This window comes from Pseudomonas sp. DR208 (assembly GCF_019823005.1).
In the GTDB taxonomy this organism is placed as follows: Bacteria; Pseudomonadota; Gammaproteobacteria; order Pseudomonadales; family Pseudomonadaceae; genus Aquipseudomonas; species Aquipseudomonas extremorientalis.
Genome location: NZ_CP081944.1, coordinates 4389226 through 4412389, shown reverse-complemented (window position 1 = coordinate 4412389; position 23164 = coordinate 4389226). Strand labels below are relative to the sequence as shown.

Annotated in this window: 30 protein-coding genes and 1 riboswitch; of the genes, 13 read left to right on the top strand and 17 right to left on the bottom strand. The window is 61.8% G+C overall.

All coding sequences use genetic code 11. The features are described 5' to 3' along the window. Positions 1–22 precede the first annotated feature (22 nt). Positions 23–1750: an OPT family oligopeptide transporter gene (locus K5K89_RS19845; RefSeq protein ID WP_222540111.1), complete on the top strand. Its 1728-nt coding sequence runs from the start codon at positions 23–25 to the stop codon at positions 1748–1750. Positions 1751–1788: 38 nt separating this feature from the next. Here the strand turns inward: K5K89_RS19845 and K5K89_RS19840 are convergent, their stop codons facing one another. Next, positions 1789–2229: a hotdog fold domain-containing protein gene (locus K5K89_RS19840; RefSeq protein ID WP_071490155.1), complete on the bottom strand. Its 441-nt coding sequence runs from the start codon at positions 2227–2229 to the stop codon at positions 1789–1791. A gap of 134 nt (positions 2230–2363) precedes the next feature. On the opposite strand from K5K89_RS19840, the gene K5K89_RS19835 reads away from it, so the two are divergent. Beyond that, positions 2364–2990, top strand: coding sequence for a TetR/AcrR family transcriptional regulator (locus K5K89_RS19835; RefSeq protein ID WP_222540110.1), 627 nt, complete (start codon positions 2364–2366; stop codon positions 2988–2990). Here the strand turns inward: K5K89_RS19835 and K5K89_RS19830 are convergent. Then, positions 2968–3423, bottom strand: a complete 456-nt coding sequence (locus K5K89_RS19830) for a VOC family protein (RefSeq protein WP_222540109.1) — start codon at positions 3421–3423, stop codon at positions 2968–2970. The two genes, K5K89_RS19835 and K5K89_RS19830, sit on opposite strands and share 23 nt — an antisense overlap. Before the next feature lie 130 nt (positions 3424–3553). Between K5K89_RS19830 and K5K89_RS19825 the strand changes: the two genes are divergently transcribed. Together K5K89_RS19825 and K5K89_RS19820 are read left to right on the top strand one after the other, a co-directional pair. Continuing rightward, positions 3554–4180, top strand: a complete 627-nt coding sequence (locus K5K89_RS19825) for a glutathione S-transferase family protein (RefSeq protein WP_222540108.1) — start codon at positions 3554–3556, stop codon at positions 4178–4180. Positions 4181–4404: 224 nt separating this feature from the next. Continuing rightward, positions 4405–5130 (top strand): BPL-N domain-containing protein, encoded by a 726-nt coding sequence (locus K5K89_RS19820; RefSeq protein ID WP_222540107.1) that lies wholly within the window; start codon positions 4405–4407, stop codon positions 5128–5130. A gap of 141 nt (positions 5131–5271) precedes the next feature. On the opposite strand, the gene K5K89_RS19815 is transcribed toward K5K89_RS19820, so the two are convergent. The 3 genes from K5K89_RS19815 to K5K89_RS19805 all read right to left on the bottom strand — a co-directional run bounded on the left by K5K89_RS19815 (position 5272) and on the right by K5K89_RS19805 (position 7912). Next, on the bottom strand, positions 5272–6519 hold the full coding sequence (locus tag K5K89_RS19815; protein ID WP_222540106.1) for a hypothetical protein: 1248 nt from the start codon (positions 6517–6519) through the stop codon (positions 5272–5274). A 69-nt stretch (positions 6520–6588) separates the two neighbouring features. Next, complete coding sequence (locus tag K5K89_RS19810) at positions 6589–6951, bottom strand: hypothetical protein (protein ID WP_071490144.1); 363 nt, start codon at positions 6949–6951, stop codon at positions 6589–6591. Positions 6952–7048: 97 nt separating this feature from the next. Beyond that, positions 7049–7912, bottom strand: a complete 864-nt coding sequence (locus tag K5K89_RS19805; RefSeq protein ID WP_071490143.1) for a LysR family transcriptional regulator — start codon at positions 7910–7912, stop codon at positions 7049–7051. 111 nt (positions 7913–8023) lie between these two features. Here K5K89_RS19805 and K5K89_RS19800 point away from each other — a divergent pair, with 111 nt between their 5' ends. Further along, positions 8024–8632: a LysE family translocator gene (locus tag K5K89_RS19800; protein ID WP_071490142.1), complete on the top strand. Its 609-nt coding sequence runs from the start codon at positions 8024–8026 to the stop codon at positions 8630–8632. 14 nt (positions 8633–8646) lie between these two features. Here K5K89_RS19800 and K5K89_RS19795 read toward each other — a convergent pair whose 3' ends face one another. Beyond that, positions 8647–9183 (bottom strand): hypothetical protein, encoded by a 537-nt coding sequence (locus K5K89_RS19795; protein WP_261400717.1) that lies wholly within the window; start codon positions 9181–9183, stop codon positions 8647–8649. Between the two features lie 38 nt (positions 9184–9221). Then, on the bottom strand, positions 9222–9464 hold the full coding sequence (locus K5K89_RS19790; RefSeq protein ID WP_071490140.1) for a hypothetical protein: 243 nt from the start codon (positions 9462–9464) through the stop codon (positions 9222–9224). Between the two features lie 149 nt (positions 9465–9613). Between K5K89_RS19790 and K5K89_RS19785 the strand changes: the two genes are divergently transcribed. After that, positions 9614–10297 (top strand): hypothetical protein, encoded by a 684-nt coding sequence (locus tag K5K89_RS19785; RefSeq protein ID WP_071490203.1) that lies wholly within the window; start codon positions 9614–9616, stop codon positions 10295–10297. Between the two features lie 341 nt (positions 10298–10638). On the opposite strand, the gene K5K89_RS19780 is transcribed toward K5K89_RS19785, so the two are convergent. The 5 genes from K5K89_RS19780 to K5K89_RS19760 all read right to left on the bottom strand — a co-directional run bounded on the left by K5K89_RS19780 (position 10639) and on the right by K5K89_RS19760 (position 13788). Next, on the bottom strand, positions 10639–11025 hold the full coding sequence (locus K5K89_RS19780) for a hypothetical protein (RefSeq protein WP_222540104.1): 387 nt from the start codon (positions 11023–11025) through the stop codon (positions 10639–10641). Between the two features lie 248 nt (positions 11026–11273). Further along, a complete protein-coding gene (locus K5K89_RS19775) occupies positions 11274–11513 on the bottom strand; it encodes a DUF6124 family protein (RefSeq protein ID WP_071490138.1) in 240 nt (79 codons plus the stop codon). A 340-nt stretch (positions 11514–11853) separates the two neighbouring features. Further along, the gene (locus tag K5K89_RS19770; protein WP_222540103.1) at positions 11854–12843 is read right to left on the bottom strand and encodes a zinc-dependent alcohol dehydrogenase family protein; all 990 of its coding nucleotides are present in this window, start codon (positions 12841–12843) and stop codon (positions 11854–11856) included. Between the two features lie 85 nt (positions 12844–12928). Beyond that, the gene (locus tag K5K89_RS19765; protein ID WP_222540102.1) at positions 12929–13354 is read right to left on the bottom strand and encodes a DUF6691 family protein; all 426 of its coding nucleotides are present in this window, start codon (positions 13352–13354) and stop codon (positions 12929–12931) included. Between the two features lie 2 nt (positions 13355–13356). Beyond that, positions 13357–13788: a YeeE/YedE family protein gene (locus K5K89_RS19760; RefSeq protein ID WP_222540101.1), complete on the bottom strand. Its 432-nt coding sequence runs from the start codon at positions 13786–13788 to the stop codon at positions 13357–13359. Between the two features lie 194 nt (positions 13789–13982). Here K5K89_RS19760 and K5K89_RS19755 point away from each other — a divergent pair, with 194 nt between their 5' ends. Then, positions 13983–14216 (top strand): hypothetical protein, encoded by a 234-nt coding sequence (locus tag K5K89_RS19755; RefSeq protein ID WP_058425621.1) that lies wholly within the window; start codon positions 13983–13985, stop codon positions 14214–14216. Positions 14217–14218: 2 nt separating this feature from the next. On the opposite strand, the gene K5K89_RS19750 is transcribed toward K5K89_RS19755, so the two are convergent. Next, positions 14219–14824, bottom strand: a complete 606-nt coding sequence (locus tag K5K89_RS19750) for a hypothetical protein (protein ID WP_071490129.1) — start codon at positions 14822–14824, stop codon at positions 14219–14221. A 131-nt stretch (positions 14825–14955) separates the two neighbouring features. Between K5K89_RS19750 and K5K89_RS19745 the strand changes: the two genes are divergently transcribed. From K5K89_RS19745 to K5K89_RS19720, 6 genes are all read left to right on the top strand, one after another. Next, complete coding sequence (locus K5K89_RS19745) at positions 14956–15516, top strand: nucleotidyltransferase family protein (RefSeq protein WP_092250294.1); 561 nt, start codon at positions 14956–14958, stop codon at positions 15514–15516. A 64-nt stretch (positions 15517–15580) separates the two neighbouring features. Next, entirely contained in the window at positions 15581–16021 is a 441-nt protein-coding gene (gene tspO, locus K5K89_RS19740) for a tryptophan-rich sensory protein TspO (RefSeq protein WP_222540100.1), read from the top strand. Next, a complete protein-coding gene (locus tag K5K89_RS19735) occupies positions 16021–16965 on the top strand; it encodes an alpha/beta hydrolase fold domain-containing protein (RefSeq protein ID WP_222540099.1) in 945 nt (314 codons plus the stop codon). The genes tspO and K5K89_RS19735 overlap by 1 nt, the downstream gene beginning before the upstream one ends. Positions 16966–16987: 22 nt before the next feature. Beyond that, positions 16988–18028, top strand: a complete 1041-nt coding sequence (locus tag K5K89_RS19730; RefSeq protein WP_222540098.1) for a hypothetical protein — start codon at positions 16988–16990, stop codon at positions 18026–18028. Positions 18029–18054: 26 nt separating this feature from the next. Then, a complete protein-coding gene (locus tag K5K89_RS19725) occupies positions 18055–18474 on the top strand; it encodes a GNAT family N-acetyltransferase (RefSeq protein WP_261400713.1) in 420 nt (139 codons plus the stop codon). Next, entirely contained in the window at positions 18471–18959 is a 489-nt protein-coding gene (locus K5K89_RS19720; protein ID WP_409996278.1) for a GNAT family N-acetyltransferase, read from the top strand. Before K5K89_RS19725 ends, K5K89_RS19720 begins: the two co-directional genes overlap by 4 nt. A gap of 160 nt (positions 18960–19119) precedes the next feature. Here the strand turns inward: K5K89_RS19720 and K5K89_RS19715 are convergent, their stop codons facing one another. From K5K89_RS19715 to K5K89_RS19700, 4 genes are all read right to left on the bottom strand, one after another. Next, entirely contained in the window at positions 19120–19884 is a 765-nt protein-coding gene (locus tag K5K89_RS19715) for an ABC transporter ATP-binding protein (protein ID WP_222540096.1), read from the bottom strand. Continuing rightward, a complete protein-coding gene (locus tag K5K89_RS19710) occupies positions 19881–20885 on the bottom strand; it encodes a FecCD family ABC transporter permease (protein ID WP_092250303.1) in 1005 nt (334 codons plus the stop codon). The genes K5K89_RS19715 and K5K89_RS19710 overlap by 4 nt, the downstream gene beginning before the upstream one ends. After that, entirely contained in the window at positions 20882–21892 is a 1011-nt protein-coding gene (locus K5K89_RS19705) for an ABC transporter substrate-binding protein (RefSeq protein ID WP_222540095.1), read from the bottom strand. Before K5K89_RS19705 ends, K5K89_RS19710 begins: the two co-directional genes overlap by 4 nt. Before the next feature lie 101 nt (positions 21893–21993). Next, a riboswitch (cobalamin riboswitch) is annotated at positions 21994–22189 on the bottom strand. A gap of 36 nt (positions 22190–22225) precedes the next feature. Then, positions 22226–23152 carry a DNA/RNA non-specific endonuclease gene (locus K5K89_RS19700; RefSeq protein ID WP_071490121.1) on the bottom strand — a complete coding sequence of 309 codons (927 nt, stop codon included), beginning with the start codon at positions 23150–23152 and terminating at the stop codon, positions 22226–22228. Positions 23153–23164 lie beyond the last annotated feature (12 nt).

Below are 23164 nucleotides of genomic sequence, written 5' to 3'. Positions count from 1 at the left end.
GTTCTTGCCGAAAGGAATCCGCATGCCCGCCACGACCCTCCCGCACGGCCCCGTGATTCGCGAACTGAGCCTGCGCGCCGTCATCACCGGCACCGTGCTCGGCATTCTGCTCACGCCCTCCAATGTGTACGCCGGGTTGAAGATCGGCTGGTCGTTCAACATGTCGATCATTGCCTTGCTGATCGGCTATGCCATCTTCCAGGGATTGGCCAAGCGTGCCGCCGAACCACTGCCGTGGACCTTGCACGAAAGCAATATCAACCAGACCGTCGCATCGGCCGCCGCGTCGATCATTTCCGGCGGGTTAGTGGCGCCGATCCCGGCCTATACCTTGCTCACGGGCAACCAGTTGGACGCTGTGCCGATGATCGCGTGGGTGTTCTCGGTCAGTTTCCTGGGCATTTGGATCGCCTGGTATCTACGGCCCTCCCTGCTGAATGACCACGCGTTGAAATTCCCCGAAGGCATGGCCACCCTGGAAACCCTGTTGCACATTTACAACCACGGTCGCGAAGCCGCGACGCGTTTGAAGGTGCTGCTCAGCGCCGCGCTGCTCTCCGGTTTGGTCAAGTGGGTCGATACCTTTATGTGGGCGTTCCCGCGCTGGTCGCCCAGCGCGCACTTGGAGCGCCTGACGTTCACTGCCGACCCTTCGCTGTTGCTGGTGGGCTTTGGCGGCATCATCGGCATTCGCGTGGGCCTGACCCTGCTGCTCGGCGCCCTGCTCGCCTGGGGCGGGCTGGGCCCCTGGTTGTTGGCACAACACCTGGTGACATTGCCTGCGGACAGCAGCGGCCCACAGTTCGCCGCGTTGGTGGAGTGGTTGCTGTGGCCGGGTGTGAGCCTGATGGTGTGTTCCACCCTGGCCTCGTTGACGATACGTTTGTGGGGTTTGTACCGATCGACCCAGTCCAGCGGCGGCTCGACGTGGACCCTGCCCAAGCCCGGGCCCGCCGCTGGGTTCGCGCTGTCGATCGGGCTGGTGGTGAGCCTGCAGGCGCTGCTGTTCGGCATCGACCTGGGGATGGCGTTGCTCACCATTCCGCTGGCGATCTGCCTGGCTGCCGTCGCCGCGCGCGTGGTGGGAGCCACCGGCATCCCGCCCATCGGTGCCATCGGCCAACTGTCCCAATTGAGCTTTGGCATCGTTGCGCCGGGGCAGGTACCGATCAACCTGATGAGCGCCAATACCGCTGGCGGTTCAGCCGGGCAATGCACGGACCTGATGAACGATTTCAAGGTGGGCAAGGCCATTGGCGCCACACCGCACAAACAAGTGATCGCGCAGATCCTGGGGATTTTCATCGGCAGTATCGTCGGTGTATTCGCCTACCTGGCACTGATCCCCGACCCGCAATCCATGTTGCTCACCGAAGAGTGGCCGGCACCGGCGGTCGTCACCTGGAAAGCCGTGGCGCAAACCCTCACCCATGGGCTCGACTCGCTGTCGACCAGCATCCGCTGGGCGATTGCCATCGGCGGCTTGGTTGGCGTGCTGCTCGGCGTGCTGGACAGCACCTTGCCTGCCCATCGCTCCCGCTTCCTCCCGAGTGCCGCGGCACTGGGCCTGGCCTTCGTGCTGCCGGCTTCGGTTTCGCTGATGATGGCCCTGGGCGCCATACTGACCTGGCTGGTGAGCTGCCGCTGGCCGAGCCTCACCGAGCGTTTTGCGATTACCGCCGCTGCCGGCTTGATCGCGGGGGAGAGCATCACCGGCGTCGGTGCTTCATTGTGGTCGATGGTGAGGTGACGCATGGCTCGGCAAACGCCGAGCCTACCGTCCCGGCCTCAGGCGATCTTCACATTCATGGTGATCTTCGCCGTAAACACCTTCACCCCGCCCTCATCGAAAATATCCACCGGCACGATCTTGTCGCCAGCCGTTGACCAGTCAATGCCACTGCCATCCGCCACCGCACGGATGTTCGACTTGGCCTTCGCCAGGTACTCCACGGTCATGCCCTTGGGAATCCATCTGGCGCCTTGGGCAATCGACACATCCGTCATCGTCCCACCGGCCAATTCCGCCGCGTTGCACAACGCAATCGCATGCACCGAGGCCAGGTGGTTGGTGATTTCCTTGCGAAACGGCACGTTGACCACCGCGTGGCCTGGGCGCAGTTCGGCGATTTCAGGGTTGATGGTGCTGAAGTAGGGCGCCACCTGGCAGGCCATCTGGCTGAACGCGGCTGGGCCTACGCTGTTGAACATGCTGAGAAACTGACTCATGGATTTCCTCCTGATAGGGTTACAGAATAATATTCTGTGACGGAACAATATTCTGTTAATTCCAAGGGTGTCAAGCCATGCCTTCTCTAGCGGCTGCTGTACCTTTAGACTCCGCACATTTGGCGAGCGACTCCATGCACGCACCTGATCTGATCGAGCGCACCTTCCCGGGCCGACGCAGCGACCTCAAGCGCAGCATCCTGCGCGAGGCGCTGGCCTGCTTTAACGAAGTGGGTATTGAAGCCACGAACATCGAAACCATCCGCGCGCGGTGCGACACCAGCGTGGGTGCCATCTACCACCATTTCGGCAGCAAGGAAGGCATCGTCGCCGCGCTGTTTTTTGCCGCGCTGGAGGACCAGGCCGCCCTGCGTGAGCACTACCTGACGCAGGCGCAAACCGCCCAGGCAGGTGTGCAAGCGTTGGTGTGCAGCTATGTGGAGTGGGTGGACGCACAACCCGACTGGGCGCGCTTTGTGTTCCAGAGCCGTTTCGCCGTGGCCAACGGCCCGTTCAAGGATGAATTGCTCACCCGCAACAAACAGCGCAATCGGCAATTGACCGAGTGGATGAGCGAGGAGGGCCGCGCTGAAGCGTTCAGCCACATTCCCGCCGAGCTTTTGCTCTCGCTGATCCTTGGCGCAGCGGAAAACTACGCCCGGGCGTGGTTGTCCGGGCGGGTCAAGAAAAGCCCGAATGCCTATGCGTCGTTGTTGGCCCAGGCGGCGTGGGCGTCGATCAGCCAAACGCCTCCTCAATAAACGCCTCGAGTGTCTTCTCTTCCAGGATCTCCATGGAGAAGTGCCCGAAGCGCTTGGGCAGCCAGATAATGCGCCCGCCAGAAGGTGACTGCAGGTTCTCGCGGGCCAGGGGCACGCCGTTTTCATTCTCGGGTTGCACACCGGCGGCGATCAGCTCGTCATAGGCGACCTCGATGTCCGGCGTGGTGTAGCAGTGGCGGTAAATCATGCCTTCGCCGTGGGCGTCCAACAGCTCGCGCAGATTCCCGACAATCGGCTGGACCAGCATGAACCGCTCTTGCCCCATCAGCACCACGGCATAGCGCACATGCAGACCGCCGCGTTCCCACACGAAAGTCTTTGAGATGCGTGCGTTGAGGATGTGCGCGTAATAGGCGCAAGCCTCCTCGAGGTTTTCAACCAGTATGTCGACGTGACTGAATTTCAGGTCCATGGAGGAACTCCTGTGAAATCGATCCCCATGGTAACCACGCGTGTTTGTCGCGTTGAAATTTAATTGTCGGCACTCCCGGACGCTGGCGTAGTCTGTTTCCAAGACATCCTTTCGCTCCGCGGAGTACTCAATGATCATCGTCCACCACCTCAACAACTCACGTTCGCAACGCATCCTGTGGCTGCTCGAAGAACTCGGCCTGCCTTACGAGATCAAGCGCTACCAGCGTGACCCAAAGACCAACCTGGCGCCGCCGGAACTCAAGGCCATCCACCCGCTGGGCAAATCCCCGGTGATCGAAGACGGTGGCCAGGTGTTGATCGAGTCCGCCGCGATCATCGACTACCTTATCCGCCATCACGGCCAGGGCCGCCTGCAACCGGACCCGACCAGCGCCGCCTATGACACCTACGTGCAATGGCTGCACTTCGCCGAGGGCTCGGCCATGTTGCCGTTGATGCTCAACCTCTACGTTGGCCGCCTGGGTGAAGCCGGCGCGCCGTTGCATCCGCGTATTGAATCGGAAGTGGCCAACTACCTGGGTTATCTGAACGACGCGCTGGCGGATAAAGCGTACTTGCTGGGCGACGAGCTGAGCGGTGCGGATATCCAGATGAGCTTTATCGGCGAAGTCGCCGGGGCCCAGGGCAAATTGCAGGCCTACCCGCACCTGGCGGCTTGGGTAAAAAAATTCCAGGCCCGACCTGCGTATCGCAAGGCAGTGGAGCAGGGTGGGGAGTATGCGTTTGCCAAGTGACTAGCGCTGCGTCAGCCCTTTCTGTGTGCCGGTTTTGAGCGGATGCCCAGGTAGATCAGGTAAACCGCGCCCGCCCACTTCACCGCGTTGAATGCGTTAACCAAGGTCATCAAAAACGGGGCTCGACCTCCAGTTATCCCCAACTGAGCGTTGTTTACAACTGTTAACGGATTCAACGGCGCAATCGCTATAGGCTTTGCGTGGTCCTTCAGGAGCCCTCGACCATGAACCTGCGAGCTGTCGTCGCCACGTTGTTTGCCTTTGCCCTTTTGCTGCCGTCACCGGCCGAAGCCTCGGCGCCTATCACCCGTGTCGCCATCTATCGTGGCCCGGCAGGCTGCGATGACTGTTCGGAAAACGTGGCAAAGGCCCTGCAGCGCATCAACCCCAACTACCGTATCGACTTCGTGGGCGCCGACGAGCCCATCGACATCACCCCGCAAACCCTGGCGCGCTACGACCTCTACGTGCAACCCGGCGGCGGCCAGGACATCCCCGGCGCCCTGCGCAGCATCGGCGATGCGCGCAGCGAAGCGATCCGCGATTACGTGGCCAACGGCGGGCGCTACCTGGGCTTGTGCATGGGCGCCTACCTGGCGGATGACAACAACCTCGGCCTGATCCCGGTGGACCTCGACGGCGAAGCCGGCCGCCCCGGTTTCGAAGTGCCCGACAGCGCCGACGCCGCCGTGCAGGTCACATGGGACGGCAAGCCCGACCAGGTGTTCTTCCAGGACGGCCCGTACTTCCCCAAGGTCGCGCCCTACACGGCCATCGCCACCTACCGCAATGGCGACATCGCGGCGGCGCGGTATACCTTCGAGAAGGGCGTGGTGATCCTGAGCGGCCCCCATCCCGAAGCCAGTGCGCAGTGGTTCGAGAACGCTGAAATCCCGTTGAGCCAAATGCCCCGGGGCGACCTGTTTGGTTCGCTCATACGGCACTTCTAACCGCCTCTTCATTCCTTGTGGTGAGCGGGCTCATTGTGGTGGACAGGCCCGTTCATCACACGTTGAGTACGACTGCGGCTAAAACACAATGGGCGATCAGCCGGCGCGTCGGTGTGTTCTTGCGTGGGGTGGAGCGCCTAATCAGCGCACCACATCCAGCGTCTGGATTTCATTCACATAGTGGGTCTGGCTCGACGTCGACTCCAGCGTCAGGGCCACCCCCAGGTCCTCGATAAACGCGCGCGACGATGTGTAGCCGTCCTGTTCGCAGGCCAGCCGGATGGCATCGCCTGTCAACGATGCAAACACCTGGCGCGCCGGGAAGCGCTCGCCGACCTTGCAGGTCAAGGTGGTCTCGGTCGGTTTGTCAGTGGGCTTGACCGGCACATTGGCCATCTTCAGGTGCGCACTCAGGGTCTGGCCCGCTGCCCAACTGGTCGGCAGTTTTACCTCGGCCTCGCGGGTCTGCAGCACCTGGCCTTCGCCTACACCGTTCATTTTCGATTTCAGCTGGATCAGGTCCGCCAACATCAGTCGGTCCACATTGAAGGCGCTGCCGTAGGCCTCATTCTTGACCAGTAAACCGCCCTCGGCCTTGAACCGGATGGTGATCGGCGCGTCCTTGCCCGCGGCATTCCTCGACAGGTAGGTGTAGCTCAACGTCTTGAACCTGGGCTGCAACAACGGTGCATCGAGGCTCTGGAGCACAGTGGGCGGTACCGGCACATCGGCGAGATTGGTGTCGGCCACTGTGCGCGGGTAATCGACCGGCGCGATGTCCGGCCGCAGCAGCGCGACCAGGCCGGGAGTCACACCGCCCTGCACCGAACAACTCACACGGGAATGCTGGCCCTCCGGTTCCACGATCAGCACCCGCTCCACATGGCGCAGCCCCGGTGCCTTGCCCGGCATCGGCTTGATCGCCTGCCAGCTGTTGCCCACCTTCAGCTCGCTGCGCGTGTATTGCCCTTCGCCTTTTTGCAGCGCTGCGGGTTGGTCCAGCAGTGCGGCAAAGCGCTGCGCGACCTCATCAATGTTGCCGTCCACCGTGAAACCCCAGAAGTAATACAGGCCCAACGGGCCGAGATCGCTGACCTCATCGTTGTAGGACAGCAACTTCAAACCGGCGATGGCCGGCGCGCTCACCGGCACGGCGGTGGCCTTGGGGTCGGTGCGATCGCGTACCGCGATCCAGCTGAAGTCCTTCTCTTGCTTGAGCGGCGCGTAGGCCTGCCAGGCGTCGCGGTGAGTGTTCAGGCTGCTGAAAAAACTCGCGTCGCAGCGGGTGAAGGCCTTGAGGGTGTCGACCAGGGCGGCGTCGTCGGCGTGGGCCATCGAAGGCGACAGCAGGGCAGACGCGAGCAGGGCAGCGGAAAGCGGCAACTTCATGGGGCGGGATTTCCTTTTCAGCGGGCGGAGAGCAGGGCGAGGCATTATCCAGCAGTTGGGCGCCAGGCTCTAGTTGGCTGAGCGGGTCAGGCGCAAACGCCAATTGCCGCCGTGCTGGGTTTGGCAGGCTTCTTCGGAGTCAAGTTGAACGCAGCGCGGCAACGGCACGGGTGGGATGTCGGCATCGTGCAGGGCCGCGGCTGTGAGTTCGCGGATGCGTGCGTCCAACCCGGTCGCCACCGCGTGGTCTTTATTGGCGCGGGTGTCGAAGACCCAGGTGATGCGCAGGCTTTGAGGGAAGTCGGCGTAGTTGACCGTGTGCGTCAGCCATTCAAACCCCGGGATTTCAGCCTTCGCTGTTTCGCAGGCGTCAGTCAGTGCTGCGACCAGTTGGCGTTCGATACCAACGGTTTCACGTTTGGACAGGGCCATGTATAGCTCCGAATGCAGATCAATTATAGGCGCTGTCGAGCTTCAGCGAGGCTGCTATGGGATCACCTCGGTGTCCAGATAGCGCGACGCGCCAGGGCTACGCCTGAGCTCTAAGCGCACTGATGATAAACCCATGCAGGCTGTTGACCGCCTTGGATCCGCGCGAAGCCCGACTACGTAGAATCGACACCTCCATCGGTTCGATAGCGCCCAAGCCGTGTTCGCTGCTCAAGACCTGCAAGGACGGCTGCACGGTGCACTCCGTAATCGCAGCAATCGCCAGCCCACCTTCCACGGCGGCGAGCTGGCCGGCCAGGCTGGAGCTGTTGTACACCACTTTGAACTGGCGGCCCTGTTGCGCCAGTGAATTCACCGCATACCGGCGCGCCAGGCTTTCGCTTTCGTAGACGGCGATAGGCACCGGGTCGCGGCGCCACAGCTCGAATTGCGCGGAGCCGACCCACACCATCGGCTCCTTGAACAGAAACGTCCCTGTGTGCGGCGAGTCCCTGGACACCAGCGCAAGATCAAGGTCGCCGCTGCGCAAACGCGGGATCAGGGCGGTCGACTGTTCACAGGTCAGCTCGATGTCGACCCCCGCATAACGCGGCGCAAAACGTTTGAGCAGCGGCGTGAGGTACTTGGCTGCGTAGTCCTCGGCCACCCCCAGGCGGATACGCCCGGTCAACGCCTCGCCGTGAAACGCTGCCTGGGTCTCGGCGTGCAGGGCGAGCATGCGACGGGCATAGCCCAGCAGTGTCTGGCCGTCATCGGTCAGTTGCAGGTGCCGCGGGCCACGGTTGAGCAAGGGCCGGCCCAGGGCAGCCTCGAGTTTTTTCATCTGCATGCTGACGGCGGACTGCGAGCGGTTCACCTCATGGGCCGCCCCCGACAGCGAACCGGCATCCACCACGGCGACGAAGCACTTGAGCCAATCGATCTGCAAATCGCTGGAAGACATGGCGATAACCTTTATTCGTTAATCGAATGGCTGCGACGTGAATTATGCGCTTTTCACGGTCGTTGTTCATTTGCAAGATAGCAGTCAAAACCACCCATTGCGGACTTGATCATGCCCTTCGAGACCTGGTTGCTCTACCTGATCACCTGCTGCGGGATATCCGTGGTGCCAGGTCCGAATGCGTTGCTGGCGCTGACCCATGGCGCGCTGCACGGCAGTCGCAGAACCCTGTTCACCATCAGCGGCGGCGTGCTCGGTTTTGCCTTGGTGCTTGCGCTGTGCGCGCTGGGCCTGGGCGCACTGATCCAGGCCTCGGCCACCGCGTTCACGGCTTTGAAGATTGCCGGCGGGCTCTACCTGATCTGGCTGGGCTACGGACTGTGGCGCGCCGCCCCCGTCAGCCTGGAAACAGCGGCCACTTCCAGCCTGCGACGCTGGTCGCTGTTCCGCCAAGGGTTGGTCTCGGCCCTCTCCAACCCCAAGGCGTTGCTGCTGTTTACCGCGTTTATCCCACCCTTCCTCGACCCCCACAGAAACATCATCACGCAGACCGCCATCATCGCGCTGACCTACGCCGTGGTGGAGTTCGTCGTCGAATACCTGGTGGCCAGCGCCGCGCACCGGGTGCGGCCATGGTTGGCCCGCACCGGGCGGCGGTTCAATAAAGTCTGTGGTGGGTTCTTTGTGTTGTTCGGGGTGGCGTTGCCGTTGCATAGCTGAGGGCGAGACGTGGCTCAGAAGTTATCGCCCCAATTGCACAACTTGCTCTCACCCAACGGCACCCGAGTGCCCTCAATCTTGCCGACCAACATGCGCTTGAGCGTCACCCCGCACTTATAGCGACCCGCTGCATCCAGCTCATAGTCCATCCCCGCCTCAGGCACGAAAGTGAACATGTTGTAGCAACGATTGCCGATGTAGTGAAACGCGATGGGCTGCCCGGCCGGCACCCGCAGTTCACTCATCACCGTGGCCTCCGAAGACCGCTCCACGGGCGCCATCCCCAGGCTTTCGCCGTTGCGGTCTGCATAGCCCTCTCGATTGGCCACCATCACCCCCGCGCCGGGCAGGCGGAAGTTGATGCAGTTGGAATTGGGCACGGCGCGCACCATGCCATCGCTCATCACACGCAGGCGCACGGTTTCAGCGCTGGTGGGCGTGGCGTAGGGCGTGGAGAACGAGCGCACATCCGTCAATGCGCCGCAGCCGGTGAGGGCGGCGAGGAGGGGGAGGCAGATGAGTGGCTTGAACGGGCGCGGGGAGTTGAGCATGGTGTCGATTCCATTCGTAAGGGGGTCGATAAGCGGGGTCAGGCAACCGAAGCACGTAGCCGTTGCCACTCACTCCAGCAGTCTTCGGCGACGATATCTGGATAACCTCGCTCGGTTTCCATCGCCAGCGCGGTGCTGAACGGCAGCGCGATACAGGTGGCTGCATCGCGGATTTCACACACTTCGGCTTCGGTCAGCGGCGTGCCTTTTTTCGCCTCGGCGGCGGTGAGTACAGCCACAAGGGCGGGGACAAAAACCAGGCATAGCGGATCGGTGGACATCGAGTGCTTCCCTGCGTGAGCGGCGCAAAAGGCGCCAGTGTAAACGTGGGGCGGGTGCTTGGGGGAGGGCGTATTCAATATCTCGCCCGCGCTGTCGATAACCTCTGCTGATGTGATCAACAGGAACGCCGTGCGCAGGAAGCCAGATGATGATTTTCGATGTCAATCGCTACGCCCAGATCTACTACCAGAATATCCAGCCCTCACCGGGTAACGACTACCCCCGACTCAAGGCGTGGGAGTTTCTCTATGAATACATCTGGGACGAATCCCGTCCTCGCTGGGCTGACCTCATCAGCGAAGAACAGATCGACACCACCGCCCTGCATATCGGCTTCTACCTGGCGAACTGGGGGATGTTCCGTGGCTCCTCGGGCCTGCTGCAGAACAGCAACCTGGACCTGATGAAAGCCTTGGCCAAGCGCCTTTTTACCGGCCAGGGCCCGGAGTTGTTTGAACTGTCCCTGGATAATTTCGCACCCGGCGCACCGGACCTGGCGTACAACCAAGCCTTGTTGGACAGCGTATTGGCCTCCATGGAGACCTTGGCCACCAACGTCTCCTGGACCGACACCCTCAAGACCAAAATCCTGATGGGGGTCTGGGGAGAGTGCCCGGCGCTGGACCGTTTCTACATTGCCGCCTGCCGCGATCTGTTCCCACGTCGCGCGTTCATCACCACCGCCAGCGGGAAGGGGCTGACGGCGTTGGCGGGCGTGGTGGAGCAACTGAATCCTTCACCCCTGCCGTTGAAAACGGGGCGTCTGGAGCTGCCGTATCCTACGGCGCGGGTGATGGATATGGCGTTGTTTCAGTATGGGCTTGGGTTGTAAGCCTTGTGTGGAAAACGCAGAAATAGGGGCAGACCATCATTATTGAAAACGTGGTCTGACCCCCGGCACCTGACCCCCGGCACCGTAGACATCTCCAGCCTATGATTGAATGGTCCCTAGTCTCCTAGACACCTATGAGCAGCTGCTTTTAGCCGTTTTCTGCCTCTCGCCAAGGGCAGCGATCGGCCAGAAGCTGACGGTGGCTACAGGCAGAAATCGACCCAAAGCGGCCCTTCACGGAAAGCAATTAATAGCCAATTCCGTCGAGATGGGCAGCAAATGCCCAATAGTAGACAGGGTGCGGTCAGGCAGATTCGTCAATGTTTTTGGAGGCTCTGGCATTAAGGACGATGCAGCCCCGTAGCATCCCGCCAGTACAATGTTTCTTCAAACTGGAAGCTTATCAGGAAGAGGGACGAGCACACCTGAGCGATGGATTGGGCTATTTTGTCCAGATCTTCCATAGCAGACTGCCCCTCCGGCTCAGGGCCTTTGATTCTGATGGTACAACGCATAGCGACACTGAAGTCGACACCCTTCATATCCTCAGCGTAAATCATAGAGTCAGCGATTACGCCATCGGTACTCAGCATTAGTCCCGAGATAAAGGCAGCTTCCAAACCGCCGCCAACTGCGTTGATTTCCCAGGCGCCAGCATTCTGTAAGGCTTTTCCCAGTATCGGGGCTGTGAGCGCATTATCAGCTTCCAGGTACAGATCAAGACTCATTTGAAACCCTTCTTCCTGCGGGAGCATTTGCACTAAAAGTTTTGAGTACGATTGTCGCGGCAGTGTATTGGTCAGCGGTTCGAATGTCTGCTCCTGGCCGAAAGCAGACCCGGAACTTCATCGGTAAAGTCGAAGGCTTAGCCCGGCTCCGGAATTGATCAATTTCATGGGTAGCAAAGTCGCCGAATCATAACTGCCGCATACGACGATTCGGCGAGCACTCAGCTAGTGGCTGGAATTTGTGTTATTCAACGAAGGCACGGTTCTTCGCGGTCGAGGAGTCTTGCCGTCATGAGCACACCCAATTCGCTCAGTTGGTGAATCGCCAGTGCAATGTCACGGTGCTTACCGCTGAGGTCTTCCGAGAGATCGAGCAGAAGAGTGCTAACCGAGCTAAAGGTCTCGTAGCTATTGGTAATGAGGCTTTCAGTACTGGCGTCGGAACTGACGGTAAAGAGGATGGTTGGGTCAGATGAGGCTTTGCACATATTCGTAATTCCCTAGTTTGGCCGTCACCCCATCGCTACTAAACGAGAGGGTGGCAGCTGTACGCAGGTTAGTAGACCGGGGAATTACGCAAAGCCGGCGCGCCCGAGGGCGCCCTACGCACAGCCACCATCAAGCACAGACAGGAACGTCAGATGGATGAAGCTTGTGCACTCAACGTAATTGAACCATCAGGCTACTAAACCCGATCACCGAGAAATTCAGCGACCGCGCCACCTTAGTTTCGACCATCCCAGCGCACAAGCCGGCGGATTCTGACCCACGCGTAGGCAATCGGGCAAGCCACTGCCCAGCTTTGGGAATTGTCCTAGGACACCGCCCTCACACCGTCACCACGATTTTCCCCACCTGCTGGTTCGCCTCCAAAAACCGATGCGCCTCCTGCACCTCATCCAACGCAAATGTCTTCGCAATCACCGGCGCCAACGCGCCCGACGCCAGCCCGTCCAGAATGAACGCCTTGGCCCGCGTCAACGCCGCCGGGTCGGCGACGATTTCGGCGTACAGATACCCTTTGAGCGTCAAGCATTTGCCCAACACGGTAAACAACGGAAACGGCGTCGGCTCCGAGCTCAGCGCGCCGTACTCCAGCAAGATGCCGCCTCGGGCCATGCTCTGGGTGAGGGCTTCGAAGCCCGGCCCGCCGATGGGGTCGAACACCACGCGGGCGCCTTGGTCGTGGGTGAGTTGCATCACGCGTTCGGCCAGGTTTTCTTCGTCGCTGACGATGACGTGCGCTGCGCCGGCATCCAGCAGCGCCTGTTTTTTTGCACGGGTGCGGGTCACGCCGATGGCGGTGGCGCCGACGCTGCGGGCGATCTGGAAGGCGGCGAGGGCGACGCTGCTGGAGGCGGCGGTGACCAGCACGGTGTCGCCCTGGGTCAGTTTGGCCTGTTCCACCAGGGCGCCCCAGGCGGTGACGTATTGCATCCAGCATGCGGCGGCTTGCACAAAGCTGATGCTTTGCGGGTGTTTAACGGTGAGGTGGGCGGGCACGTTGGCGACTTCGCCATAGGTGCCCCAGCGGGCGATGTCCAGCGGTGGGATGACGCTGACGGCGTCGCCCACCTGCAGGTCGGTGACACCGGTGCCGACCGCTATCACCACACCGGCCGCTTCGTAGCCCAGGCGGCTGGGGAATTCGGCTTCCTGCAGGTAGGCGTGGTTGCGGAACATCACTTCGGCACGGTTGAGGCCGAAGGCTTTGACGTCGATTTGGACCTCATCGGCGGCGGGGGCGGGGACGTCTACGTCTTCGAGTTTCAAGACGCTGGCGTCGCCGTAGGCGTGAATCCGGACGATGCGTGCCATGGGGGCTGACCTCGGGGTTGATCGATAAGGCGTTCAATGTAGGCCGCAGGCGGGTGGAGATAAAGCACAAACGCCTGCCCGTGCCTCAAGCCTTGGCCAACCTGCGCGCCTCAATCCGCTCAAACAGCCACATCCCCAGCGCCATCGCCAACACGAACACCCCCACCTGCCATTGCCCGGTCAGCAACAACGCCACCGCCGGGCCGGGGCACAGCCCGGCGATCCCCCAGCCGACACCAAACACCACACTGCCGAGCACCAGCCGCCGGTCGAGGGTGCGCCTGGTCGGCATCTGTATCGGCGCGCCCATCAACGCGGTGCGGCGCTGCCTGGCGACGTAGAAGAACACGCTGCTGACGGCGAGCGCGCCGAGCATGACCAGCGCCAGGGACGGGTCCCATTCGCCGGCCAGGTCGAGAAACCCGAGCACCTTGGCCGGGTTGGTCATGCCGCTGAGGTACAGCCCCAGGCCGAAGAGCAGGCCGGCGATCAAGGCGGTCAGTTTGCGCACGCTCAGGCTCCCATCAGATGGCGGATGATGTAGACAGTGGCAAACCCGCTGCCCATGAAGCACGCCACCGCCACCAGCGAGCGCAGCGACAGGCGTGACAGCCCGCAGATCCCGTGCCCACTGGTGCAGCCGGCGCCGTAGCGGGTGCCGAGGCCCACCAGCAGCCCCGCCAGCACCAGCGCGGCGCCACCGGCCTGGATCGACGCGCCGGGCAAGGTGGCGAACAGTGACCACAGCCAGGGCGAGGCGAGCAGGCCTAGCAGGAACAGGGCTTTTTCGGCGCGGCCTTCAGCGTGTTTGGCCAGCAGGCTGCCGAGCAGGCCGCTGATACCGGCGATGCGCCCGTTGAGCAGGATGAACAGGCCGGCGCTGAGGCCGATCAGTGTGCCGCCGAGCAGGGAGGCCCAGGGGGTGAAGTCGGGGGAGAGCGTCATGGTGCAGGGCCTGCGGGGCGGGTGGGGGATCCAGCTTAGCGCTATCACGGTGTTGTGGGGCAGTGTCATGAAAAAAGGCCGCTCGGTGAGCGCGATATGCGCAAAAGCCGCGCCTTTCTGTGCCAGCCGGTCTACCATGCCACCCCGGCAGTGGTTCCACGCGCTACCGAATTCTCTCTTTTAAGGTATCGCCCATGTCCATCGACCAGATCAGCCTGCCCAAGGGCGTCGGCCCCCACGCCACCAAGCTGTTCGACGCCATCACCGGCGCCGCCACCCCTGAGGAACTCAATCGCGCCGGCGGCAAGGCCGAGGGTTTTGTGCTGGGCCTCGAGTCCACCAAGGCCATCAAGAGCCAGGTCGCCGAGTCGTTGTATGTGGTTTACGACGACGCGGCGGCGCATCGGGCTAGTGAGTTGAAGGGCTGAGATCAGAAGCCCTGGCTGACGCTGATCCCGCGTGAGATCGAAAAGCGCGGGTCGATCAACTGCAACCCTGGTTCACCCTTCACCCGGCCGACGGTCACGTGGTAGGTCTTTGGCGCTTCGGAGAGGTTTTCCGGGTGGCGCGTGAGTTTCTCAATCGCCGGGTTTTTCGCCCACGGGGCGACGGGCTTCTGGCGGATGTCCACGGTCACCTGCCAGGATTTTTCCACGGCCGGTCCCATCTGGTCAGTGTTGACCTCGGTGCTCTGGACCCTGGCGATTTCATAGCCCTGGGCGTAGCAGAACCCGGAGGCCTGGGGCACGTGGGCGGCTTTACCTGGTTCGGTGAGGGTGTAGGTCTGGTCGCTCTTGACCAACAGGCCTGCATCGACCAGCGCATCGAAGGCCGGTGCGTTGCCCTTGGACACGCTGCGGGTGAAGCTGTCGCCCAGGGTTACGGGGAAGTCTTTGAACATCGGCGCGCTGATGCAGGAAGCCCCTTCCAGGCGGGGTTGCAGGGCGGCTTGAATGTCGGTGTCGGAAGGGCTCTCGCTGCAGGCGGTTAGCAACAGGCTGCTGGTGGCAACGAGGGCCATGGTGGTGATTCGCATCGTTTTATCCTTGACGATTGGGGCCGGTTTTTAGCCCGCGGCAAAGTGTATAGAAATCCTGCTGTCACGAAACCCTCCACACCGTGGTGTAACCTCTGCCGTTCGAGCGCGTCACGGATAACGGAGAGCCCATGACATTGACTGTCGAAACCTTGCTCAACCTGGCCATGGCCAACCCCATCAACGCCGAAATCACCGCGCGCCTGCCCGACCTGGGTGTGGACCAGTGCTTTCTCACGGCGGGCTGCCTGTTCCAGGCGGTGTGGAATCATCAGTCGAATTTGCCGGCGGCCCATGGCGTAAAGGACTACGACGTTTTCTACTTCGATACCGACCTGTCCTACGAGGCTGAAGACGCAGTGATCCGTGCGGCCGAGCGCTTGTTCCAGGACCTGGGCGTCAACGTCGAGGTGAAGAACCAGGCGCGGGTGCATCTGTGGTACGGCGAGCGCTTTGGCCGGCCTTACCCGCAGTTGCACACGGCCAGGCAGGGGATTGACCGTTACCTGGTGGCGGGCACGTGCATCGGCCTGGAGATTGCCACGGGCGAGGTGTATGCGCCTTATGGCTTGGAAGATGTGGAGCAGGGCGTGTTGCGCATCAACCCACTGCATCCTGAGCGGGCGTTGTTTGTGCAGAAGGCCCGCAGTTATCAGGCGCGCTGGCCTTGGCTGAACATCGTGATGCCCTGAATCGCAGTGAACTTTTACCCGCGTCCTACGCGTCAAAGTTGAAATACCCAGCCAAGGACCGTCCATGACCTTCTTCATCTTCCTGCTCGCCTGCGCCGCCGCTGCCAGTACCGGCATTATCTTCAAGCCGGGAGCCTGGTACGAATCCCTGGTCAAACCCAGCTTCACCCCACCCAACTGGCTGTTCCCGGTGGCCTGGACGATCATCTATCTCTTACTGGCCTGGGCCGGTTACCGCCTCAGCCTCATCCCGGGCAGCCAAATGGTGCTGGCCTTGTGGGCCGCGCAGATTGCGTTGAACACCTTGTGGACGCCGGTGTTCTTCGGCGCCCATCGCATCCTGGCCGGGATGGTGATTATTGCGGTGCTGTGGCTGACCGTGGCGACCATGGTGGTACTGGCGGTGCAACTGGATTTGATCACCGGCTTGATCCTGTTCCCCTACCTGGCGTGGCTGTGCGTGGCAGCGGCGCTGAACTTTTCGATCCTGCGGAATAACCGCTGATGGCCCACAGAATCTGGCCCGCCAGTGACCCGGAACTGGCCGAGATGCGCCGCTTCAACCAGAAGCTGGCCTGGATGCCGCGCTTCAAGATCCGTAATCGCGTCACACCGCGCCTGATCCAGGCGCTGTTGCGCACCAGCCAAATGCTTAAGAAAGCGCCGGCTGCTGAATGCAAACTGGTCGACTCCGTACCCGTGCGCATCCTGCGGCCGAGCGGCAAGCCCAAGGGCGTGGTGCTGGATATCCACGGTGGCGGTTGGGTGATCGGCAATGCGCAGATGGATGACGACCTCAACCTGGGCATGGTCAACGCCTGCGAGGTGGCGGTGGTGTCGGTGGATTATCGGCTGGCGGTGGACACGCCGGTGCAAGGGCTGATGGATGACTGTCTGGCGGCGGCGCGTTGGTTGCTCACGGCCGATGAATTTGTCGGCCTGCCGGTGTTCGTGGTCGGCGAATCGGCCGGCGGGCACTTGGCGGCGGCGACATTGCTGGCGTTGAAGCAATGGCCGCAACTGCTCCAGCGCGTATGCGGGGCGGTGTTGTATTACGGCGTCTACGACCTTACCGGCACCCCAAGCGTGCGCGCGGCGGGGCCGGACACCTTGTTGCTGGACGGCCCGGGCATGGTCGAGGCGCTTCGCATGCTGACCCCGGGGTTGAGTGATGACGAGCGTCGGCAGCCGCCGTTGTCACCGTTGTATGGCGACTTCGAGGGCCTGCCGCCTGCGTTGATGTTTGTGGGGGAATTGGACCCGCTGAAGGATGACACGCTGTTGATCGCGGAGCGGTGGCCGGGGGCTGAGGCGCATTTGTTGCCGGAGGCGGCGCATGGGTTTATTCATTTTCCGGTGGTGATGGGGGGCGAGGTGCTGGAATATAGTCGCCGGTGGATTACGGCACAGATGGATGGCCTGAGTTCGCGGAACCGATTGGAAGACTAAAGTACGCGCAGAGGCTGTTGAAATGGGGAACATCGAACTATCAGGGATTGAGCTCGACGTCGATGAGCTAAGCGTGCTGTGGGATAGAGTGGTTGTCGATTTTTTGAAAGCGCCACGTTCACGCACGTTTTTGAACTGCTATATCCAACATCCGCAGTTGGCAGAACATACAGTAAAAGCCATACGTCGCTCGATTAGTATCACGGCTGAGCCGGGAAAGATTTTTTTGCGCGAGCTGAAGGATGAAACGCGTGACTTTTCACGCTATTACACAGACTACTTGTCCTGTCCGATTGCGTTCGTTTCATTTGAGATGTGGGCCATTATTCAAGTGGTGCAAGAAGCGGAGTTGGCATTTATAGAAGTTTGCTCCAAGAAGAACATTGAAGTTCAACTCTCCGGGCACTTGATCCAACTGCTGGCCTCCAAGGCTGACCTTGTGCAACTTCGGTATGAAAAATATTTTGCCGCATCGGGCGCTCAGCTTAATGTTCAAAAGCTGGAGCTGCAGGTCAAGAAAAGGGAGAAGAAAACCGGCGGGGATTTCGCATTGCTTTTCGAGTGGAAAGATGTGCAGGGCACGCTGAAGGTGTGCCCAGTGATTTTTCAGGCTAAAAGAACCGACGCCATAGACGTGGACATCAGCCAGTCAAATACCGAGTCGGGGCCGCAGGTGGCTGTCCTGGCGAAATCGAAATGCAATCCTTCGTTTATTTTTTATCATTGTGACTCGCAAAATGATTTGCCGGAGCCGCGATTCGCTACCGTAAAAAGTGTCGCAAGTGTTATGTCAGAAGGCTCGCTGTCCAAGACGAGTGCTGTGCATGATTCGTTGAGTTTGTCGGTGTTTATTCTCGATATCTTGAGTTCTGGAAATTACGTCGTTATGGATTCCAGAAAAGCGGCCCTTAATGCCATTTTGCCGTATGCCGAGTCGTCGGAGTTGTCCGAGATTATTACCTTTGGTAGCGACTCCACGGCCATTCTCGAGTACCAGCAGGAGTACAAGCGTTATTTGACTCGCCGAAAGCAGTTAACTTCCATGTTCGGGAATAACAAATGACGGCACTGGTATTGCGCCCGGCCCTAGTGACTGACCTCCCTTCGATCTACCGCGGCGAACTGGGCTACATCCAGCAATGGGAGCCGGCCCACCTAGTCGGATGGCGGCGCCAGATGGAGCGTCACCTGACCCGTTGGGTCGATAACTTTGAGCGTATGACCGTAGTGATGCGGGACGGGCAGTTCGCCGGATATTCGCTGTGGGCTGCGGAGGACGGTTTTGCCGAACTGAGCACGATCAATGTCGGCGCCGCATTCCGGCATCAGGGCATCGGCCGCGTGCTGTTGGACGCCTATGTGCTGGCAGCGGGGCGGGCGGGTTTTACCCGATGGCGTTTGAGCGTGCACCCGGATAATCCCGCCCGCAGGTTGTACGAGGGCGCGGGGTTCGTGTGTGTGGGCACTGACTCCAATGGCTACCTGCGTTATGAGCGAATGGTCGGATGATGGACGTTCAAGTGGTCACCGCCGGCGATATTCCCGACGTGCTGGATTTTGTTCTGCAGGCCCGTGCCGAACTCTTCCCCAAGCTCGGCACAACTGGTCTACCGGCTGATCTGGCGCAGTTTGAGGCCAGCTACCTTCACGGTGACGGACGTTTCTTGATTGTGCGCCAACAAGGCCAGGTCGTCGCGGCTATTGGCTATCTGCCCTATGACGGGCGTTTCCCTCAGCTGGATTACCAAGGCCGCAAGACGGTGGAAGTGGTGCGCTTGTTCGTAGCGCCAGGGTGTCGCCGTTTTGGCCTGGCGAGGCAGTTGTACCGCGCATTGGAAGCGCTGGCGCAGGCGGATGGGGTTGAGGTGATGTACCTGCATACCCACCCATTTTTGCCGGGGGCGATTGAGTTCTGGGTTCGGCAGGGGTTCGAGGTGGTGGATGTGGAAGCAGACCCGGTGTGGCGGACGACGCATATGCAGCGGTCCCTGTAGGCCTGTTGTGGCGAGCGGGCTTGCCCCGCGTTGGGCTGCGCAGCAGCCCTGAAACCCTGCGCCCCAGTTCGACCTGGAGGAATGCAGCGGCCTTATTGGGGCTGCTTCGCAGCCCAACGCGGGGCAAGCCCGCTCGCCACGATAAACCGCTATTCCAGTATCAAGCGGAACGCAGCCGCAGGATCTGCGCCCCATCAAACGGGTCCGTCAGGTAATGCGCCTGCACGCCGAATGTCTCGTGCAACCGCTGCGGCGTCAGCACTTGCAGCGGTTTGCCCAGCGCCACCAACCGCCCGCGATCCAACACTGCCAGGCGGTCACAGGTCAGTGCCTGGTTAAGGTCATGCAGCGCAATCAAGGTCGTCACGGGCAGCGCCTGCACACCCTTCAAGATCGCCAGCTGATGCTGGATATCCAGGTGATTGGTCGGCTCATCCAGCAACAGAATCTGCGGCCGTTGCGCCAAGGCGCGGGCGATGTGCACGCGCTGGCGTTCACCGCCCGAGAGGCTGCGCCAGGCGCGGTGGCTCAGGTGGGTGGCGTCGACGTCGTGCAGGGCCTGGCGCACGATGGCATCGTCCTCGCTGGACCACGGGCTCAGCGCCGACAACCATGGCGTACGGCCCAGCGCCACGGCGTCGAATACGCGGATGGCGTCGTCGGTGTCGGCCTGTTGCTCCACCACGGCCAGTTGCTGGGAGATGGCGCGGCGGGACAGCGTGCCCAGGCGCTGGCCGCCCAGCAGCACTTCGCCGGACGCTGGTGCACGTAGCCCGGCCAACAGCTTGAGCAAGGTGGATTTGCCGGAGCCATTTGGGCCGACGATGCCGAGGGTTTCACCCAACTGCACGTCCAGATGAACATCCCGCAGCAACTCGGCCTCGCGCACCTTGAAGCCCAACCCGCTGCAACTGAGTACCGTCATCGCGCATTCCTCCGGCCGATCAGGATCAGCGCAAACACCGGTGCACCGACCAGCGCGGTGACCACGCCGACCGGAATCACCTGGCCCTTGATCAGCGTGCGCGACAGCACATCCGCCGCAATCAGGAATAACGCGCCACCCAAGGCGCTGGCGGGCAACAGCCGCGAATGCCCGGTGCCAAGCAACAGGCGCACAGCATGGGGAATCACCAGCCCGACAAAGCCGATAGAGCCGACAATCGACACCATCACTGCCGTCACCAGCGCCGCGCAGCCCACCAGCACAAATTGCACGCGGCGCACCGGAATACCGAGTGACGCCGCCGAGTCGCTGCCAAAGGTAAACGCATCCAGCGCCCGGCGGTGCCACAGACACACGGCCAAGCCGGCGACCGCCACCGGCACCGCCAGCCACACCGAGGGCCAACGCACGCCGCTTAGATTGCCGAGCAGCCAGAACAGGATGCCGCGCGCCTGTTCGGAGCTGGCCGACTTGGTGATCAGGAACGCGGTGAGCGCATTGAACAATTGCGAGCCGGCAATACCGGCGAGGATGATCTGGCCGGTGCCACTGACCGAACCGCTGGCCCGCGCCAACAGGATCACCAGGGCAAACGCCGCCATCGCGCCGATAAACGCGCCCGCCGACAACGACACCAAGCCGCCGCCCACACCCATCAACGCCACCAGCACCGCACCGGTCGAAGCGCCGGCGCTGATGCCCAGCAAGTAGGGATCGGCCAGCGGGTTGCGCAACAGCGATTGCAAAATCACCCCGCAGGTGGCCAGCCCGGCACCGCAGGCGGCGGCGACCAGGGCGCGGGTGAGGCGGTAGTTCCACACCACGCCTTCATCGATGGGGTCGAGCACGTAGCCGGCGCCCCACAGTTTGTTGGCGAGTACCTGGAGCACCACCTGTGGCGAGATGGCGGTTTCACCAATGGCCACGCCGGCGAGGACGGCAACCAGGAGCAGGGCCAGGGCGAGCAGGGTGCGCATCATTTTGGCAGGTCGTAGCCGTCGATGGCCGTGGCCAGTTGTTCAAGGCCGTCGAACATGCGGATGCTGGCCTGCAACGCCAGGGCGTCGAGGATGATGATGCGGTTGTTTTTCACCGCGTCCATGTTGCGCGTTACCGGGTCGCTGCGCAGGAAGGCGAGTTTCTTTTCATGGTCGTCGGCCGGGTAGCGGCGGCGGTCCATGCGCGCGATGACGAGGAAGGTCGGGTTGGCCTTGGCGATGGTTTCCCAACCCACGGCGGGCCACTCTTCATCGGACTGCACCACGTTGGAAATGCCCAGGGTTTGCAGCATGAATTCGGGGATGCCCTTGTGGCCGGCCACGTATGGATCGCTGGCCATCTCGGCACTGGAGAACCACACCAGCGCGCTGGCCTGCTTGAGGCCTTTGCCCTGCACGGTGGCGACGGATTTGGCCAGGCGCGCCTTGAGTTCGTCGTTCAGCTGCTGGCCGCGCTCCTGCACGTCGAATATCTGCGCCAGTTGGCGGATGCTTTTATAGATAGTCTCGATGCGAAACGGCTCCAGCCGCGTGCCGTCGGCGCCCACCAGGTTGTCCTTGCCTTCGCAGTCGGAGGGCAGCAGGTAGGTGGGGATCTTCAGTTCATGGAACTGCTCGCGGGTGCCGACCACACCTTGCGCGCCGACCACCCATTCCAGCTCGGCGGCCACCAGTTGCGGGCGCTTGGCGATCACGGCTTCGAAGCTCGGTTCGTTGTTGGCCAGGCGCTCGATTTTATCGTTCTGTGCCTTGTACTGCGGCAATACACTGTTGAACCACAGCGAGGTGCCGACCACTTTATCGGCCACGCCCAGGGCATACAGCATCTCGGTGGCGGCCTGGCCGATGGTCACGCTGCGGGCGGGAGCTTGCGCAAAGGTGATCTGGCTGCCGCAGTTTTCCACCGTCAGCGGGTAGTGAGTGGGCGCGGCTTGGGCCAGGGCACAGAAGCCAACGCCTGTGAGCAGGGCGGTAACGCGTGGCAGCATGGGGCGATCTCCGAGTGAAGCGTACGTGCCATTCGGAAATTCACTCTCGGGCTCCGGGGGAGCGACAGGCAAGAATGTCCTTCCCGGACACCCCGCCGGTTAGTGATTGAGCTTGGGCCGGCAGGTCTCCTGACTGATGCGTCGTCGCCAGGCTCCAGCCTTCCCGGACGAGGTCCAGTGGCATCGAGGAGCAGGCTCGGCATCTACAGTTGCGGGGGCAGTTCCGGTTGGCGCGGGTGTACCGCGCCTCGGATTCCCTATTAGTCCCGTTTGGGAACCGGCGCGGTATGGTAGTTGATTAAGGCGGGGCGACATAGCCCACGGCGTGCCCGGTCAGAGACGAATGTCCTCGGGCCCCTGGATCAGCGCTTCGATGCGCGTGCCGGTGGCGCGTTCTTCGTTGCTGAAGCCGTCGTAGTCGGCCAGGTTGCCGAAGCGGATGCCGGTCAGGCGCTCGATCTGGATCACGCTGCGCTGGTAGGTGCGCAGTTGGCCGAATACCAGATCCAATTGGCCCAGTTCGCGGCTCTGATCGATCATGTAGGCGCTGGCCGAAGGCTTGCCGTCATCGCTCAGGTAGGCGACCACCTTCCAGAACGCCTTGGGGATCTGCACGCCCCGGTAAATGCGGTCGTCGTCGGCGAACACCGGGCCGCTGAACACCGTGGCCCGGGCTTTCCAGCGTTGGGTGTTGTCGAGGATGTAGTCTTCGAGTTCCAGCCAGGTCTTCTGGTTGAACCCGCTCATCTGCGGCGAGCAGTTGGTGAAGTGGAAGGTGTCGAGGTTGGCGGTTTGCGCCACGTCGCCCCAATTGGGGTCCTGGCGGCGCACCAGGTGGCCGCGGTCCAGGCCATTGCCGGCGTAGAGCGCTTCGCCGACTTGGGCGTCGACCGGCAGGCGGCCATCGTAGGCCCAGGTGTCGTTGCTGCGGATGATGTCCACATGCTGGCCGCCGTCGATGTTGACGCCCACATACAGCGCGAGGCGCTTGGCGCGTGACATCGTTATGGAGAAGTGCGTGTAGTCCAGGCGCTTCTGGGCATCGCTCGCCAATGCTTCTTCCAGTGTGGGCCAGGGCACCCCGAAGCTGCCGAGAAAGTCTTCTGCGTAGCCACTTCGGTCCTTCAAGTCTTTGGCCGGTGTGACGCGGGGTGTCGCTGCCCTGGCCTCCAGCAGCGTGGGGCTCGGCGCGATCAACGGGCGCAGGTCGGCGAGCCGGGGGCGGTAGGCGAGGTCGATTTTGGTTTTACGTGCGGGCATCGGTCAGTCCTC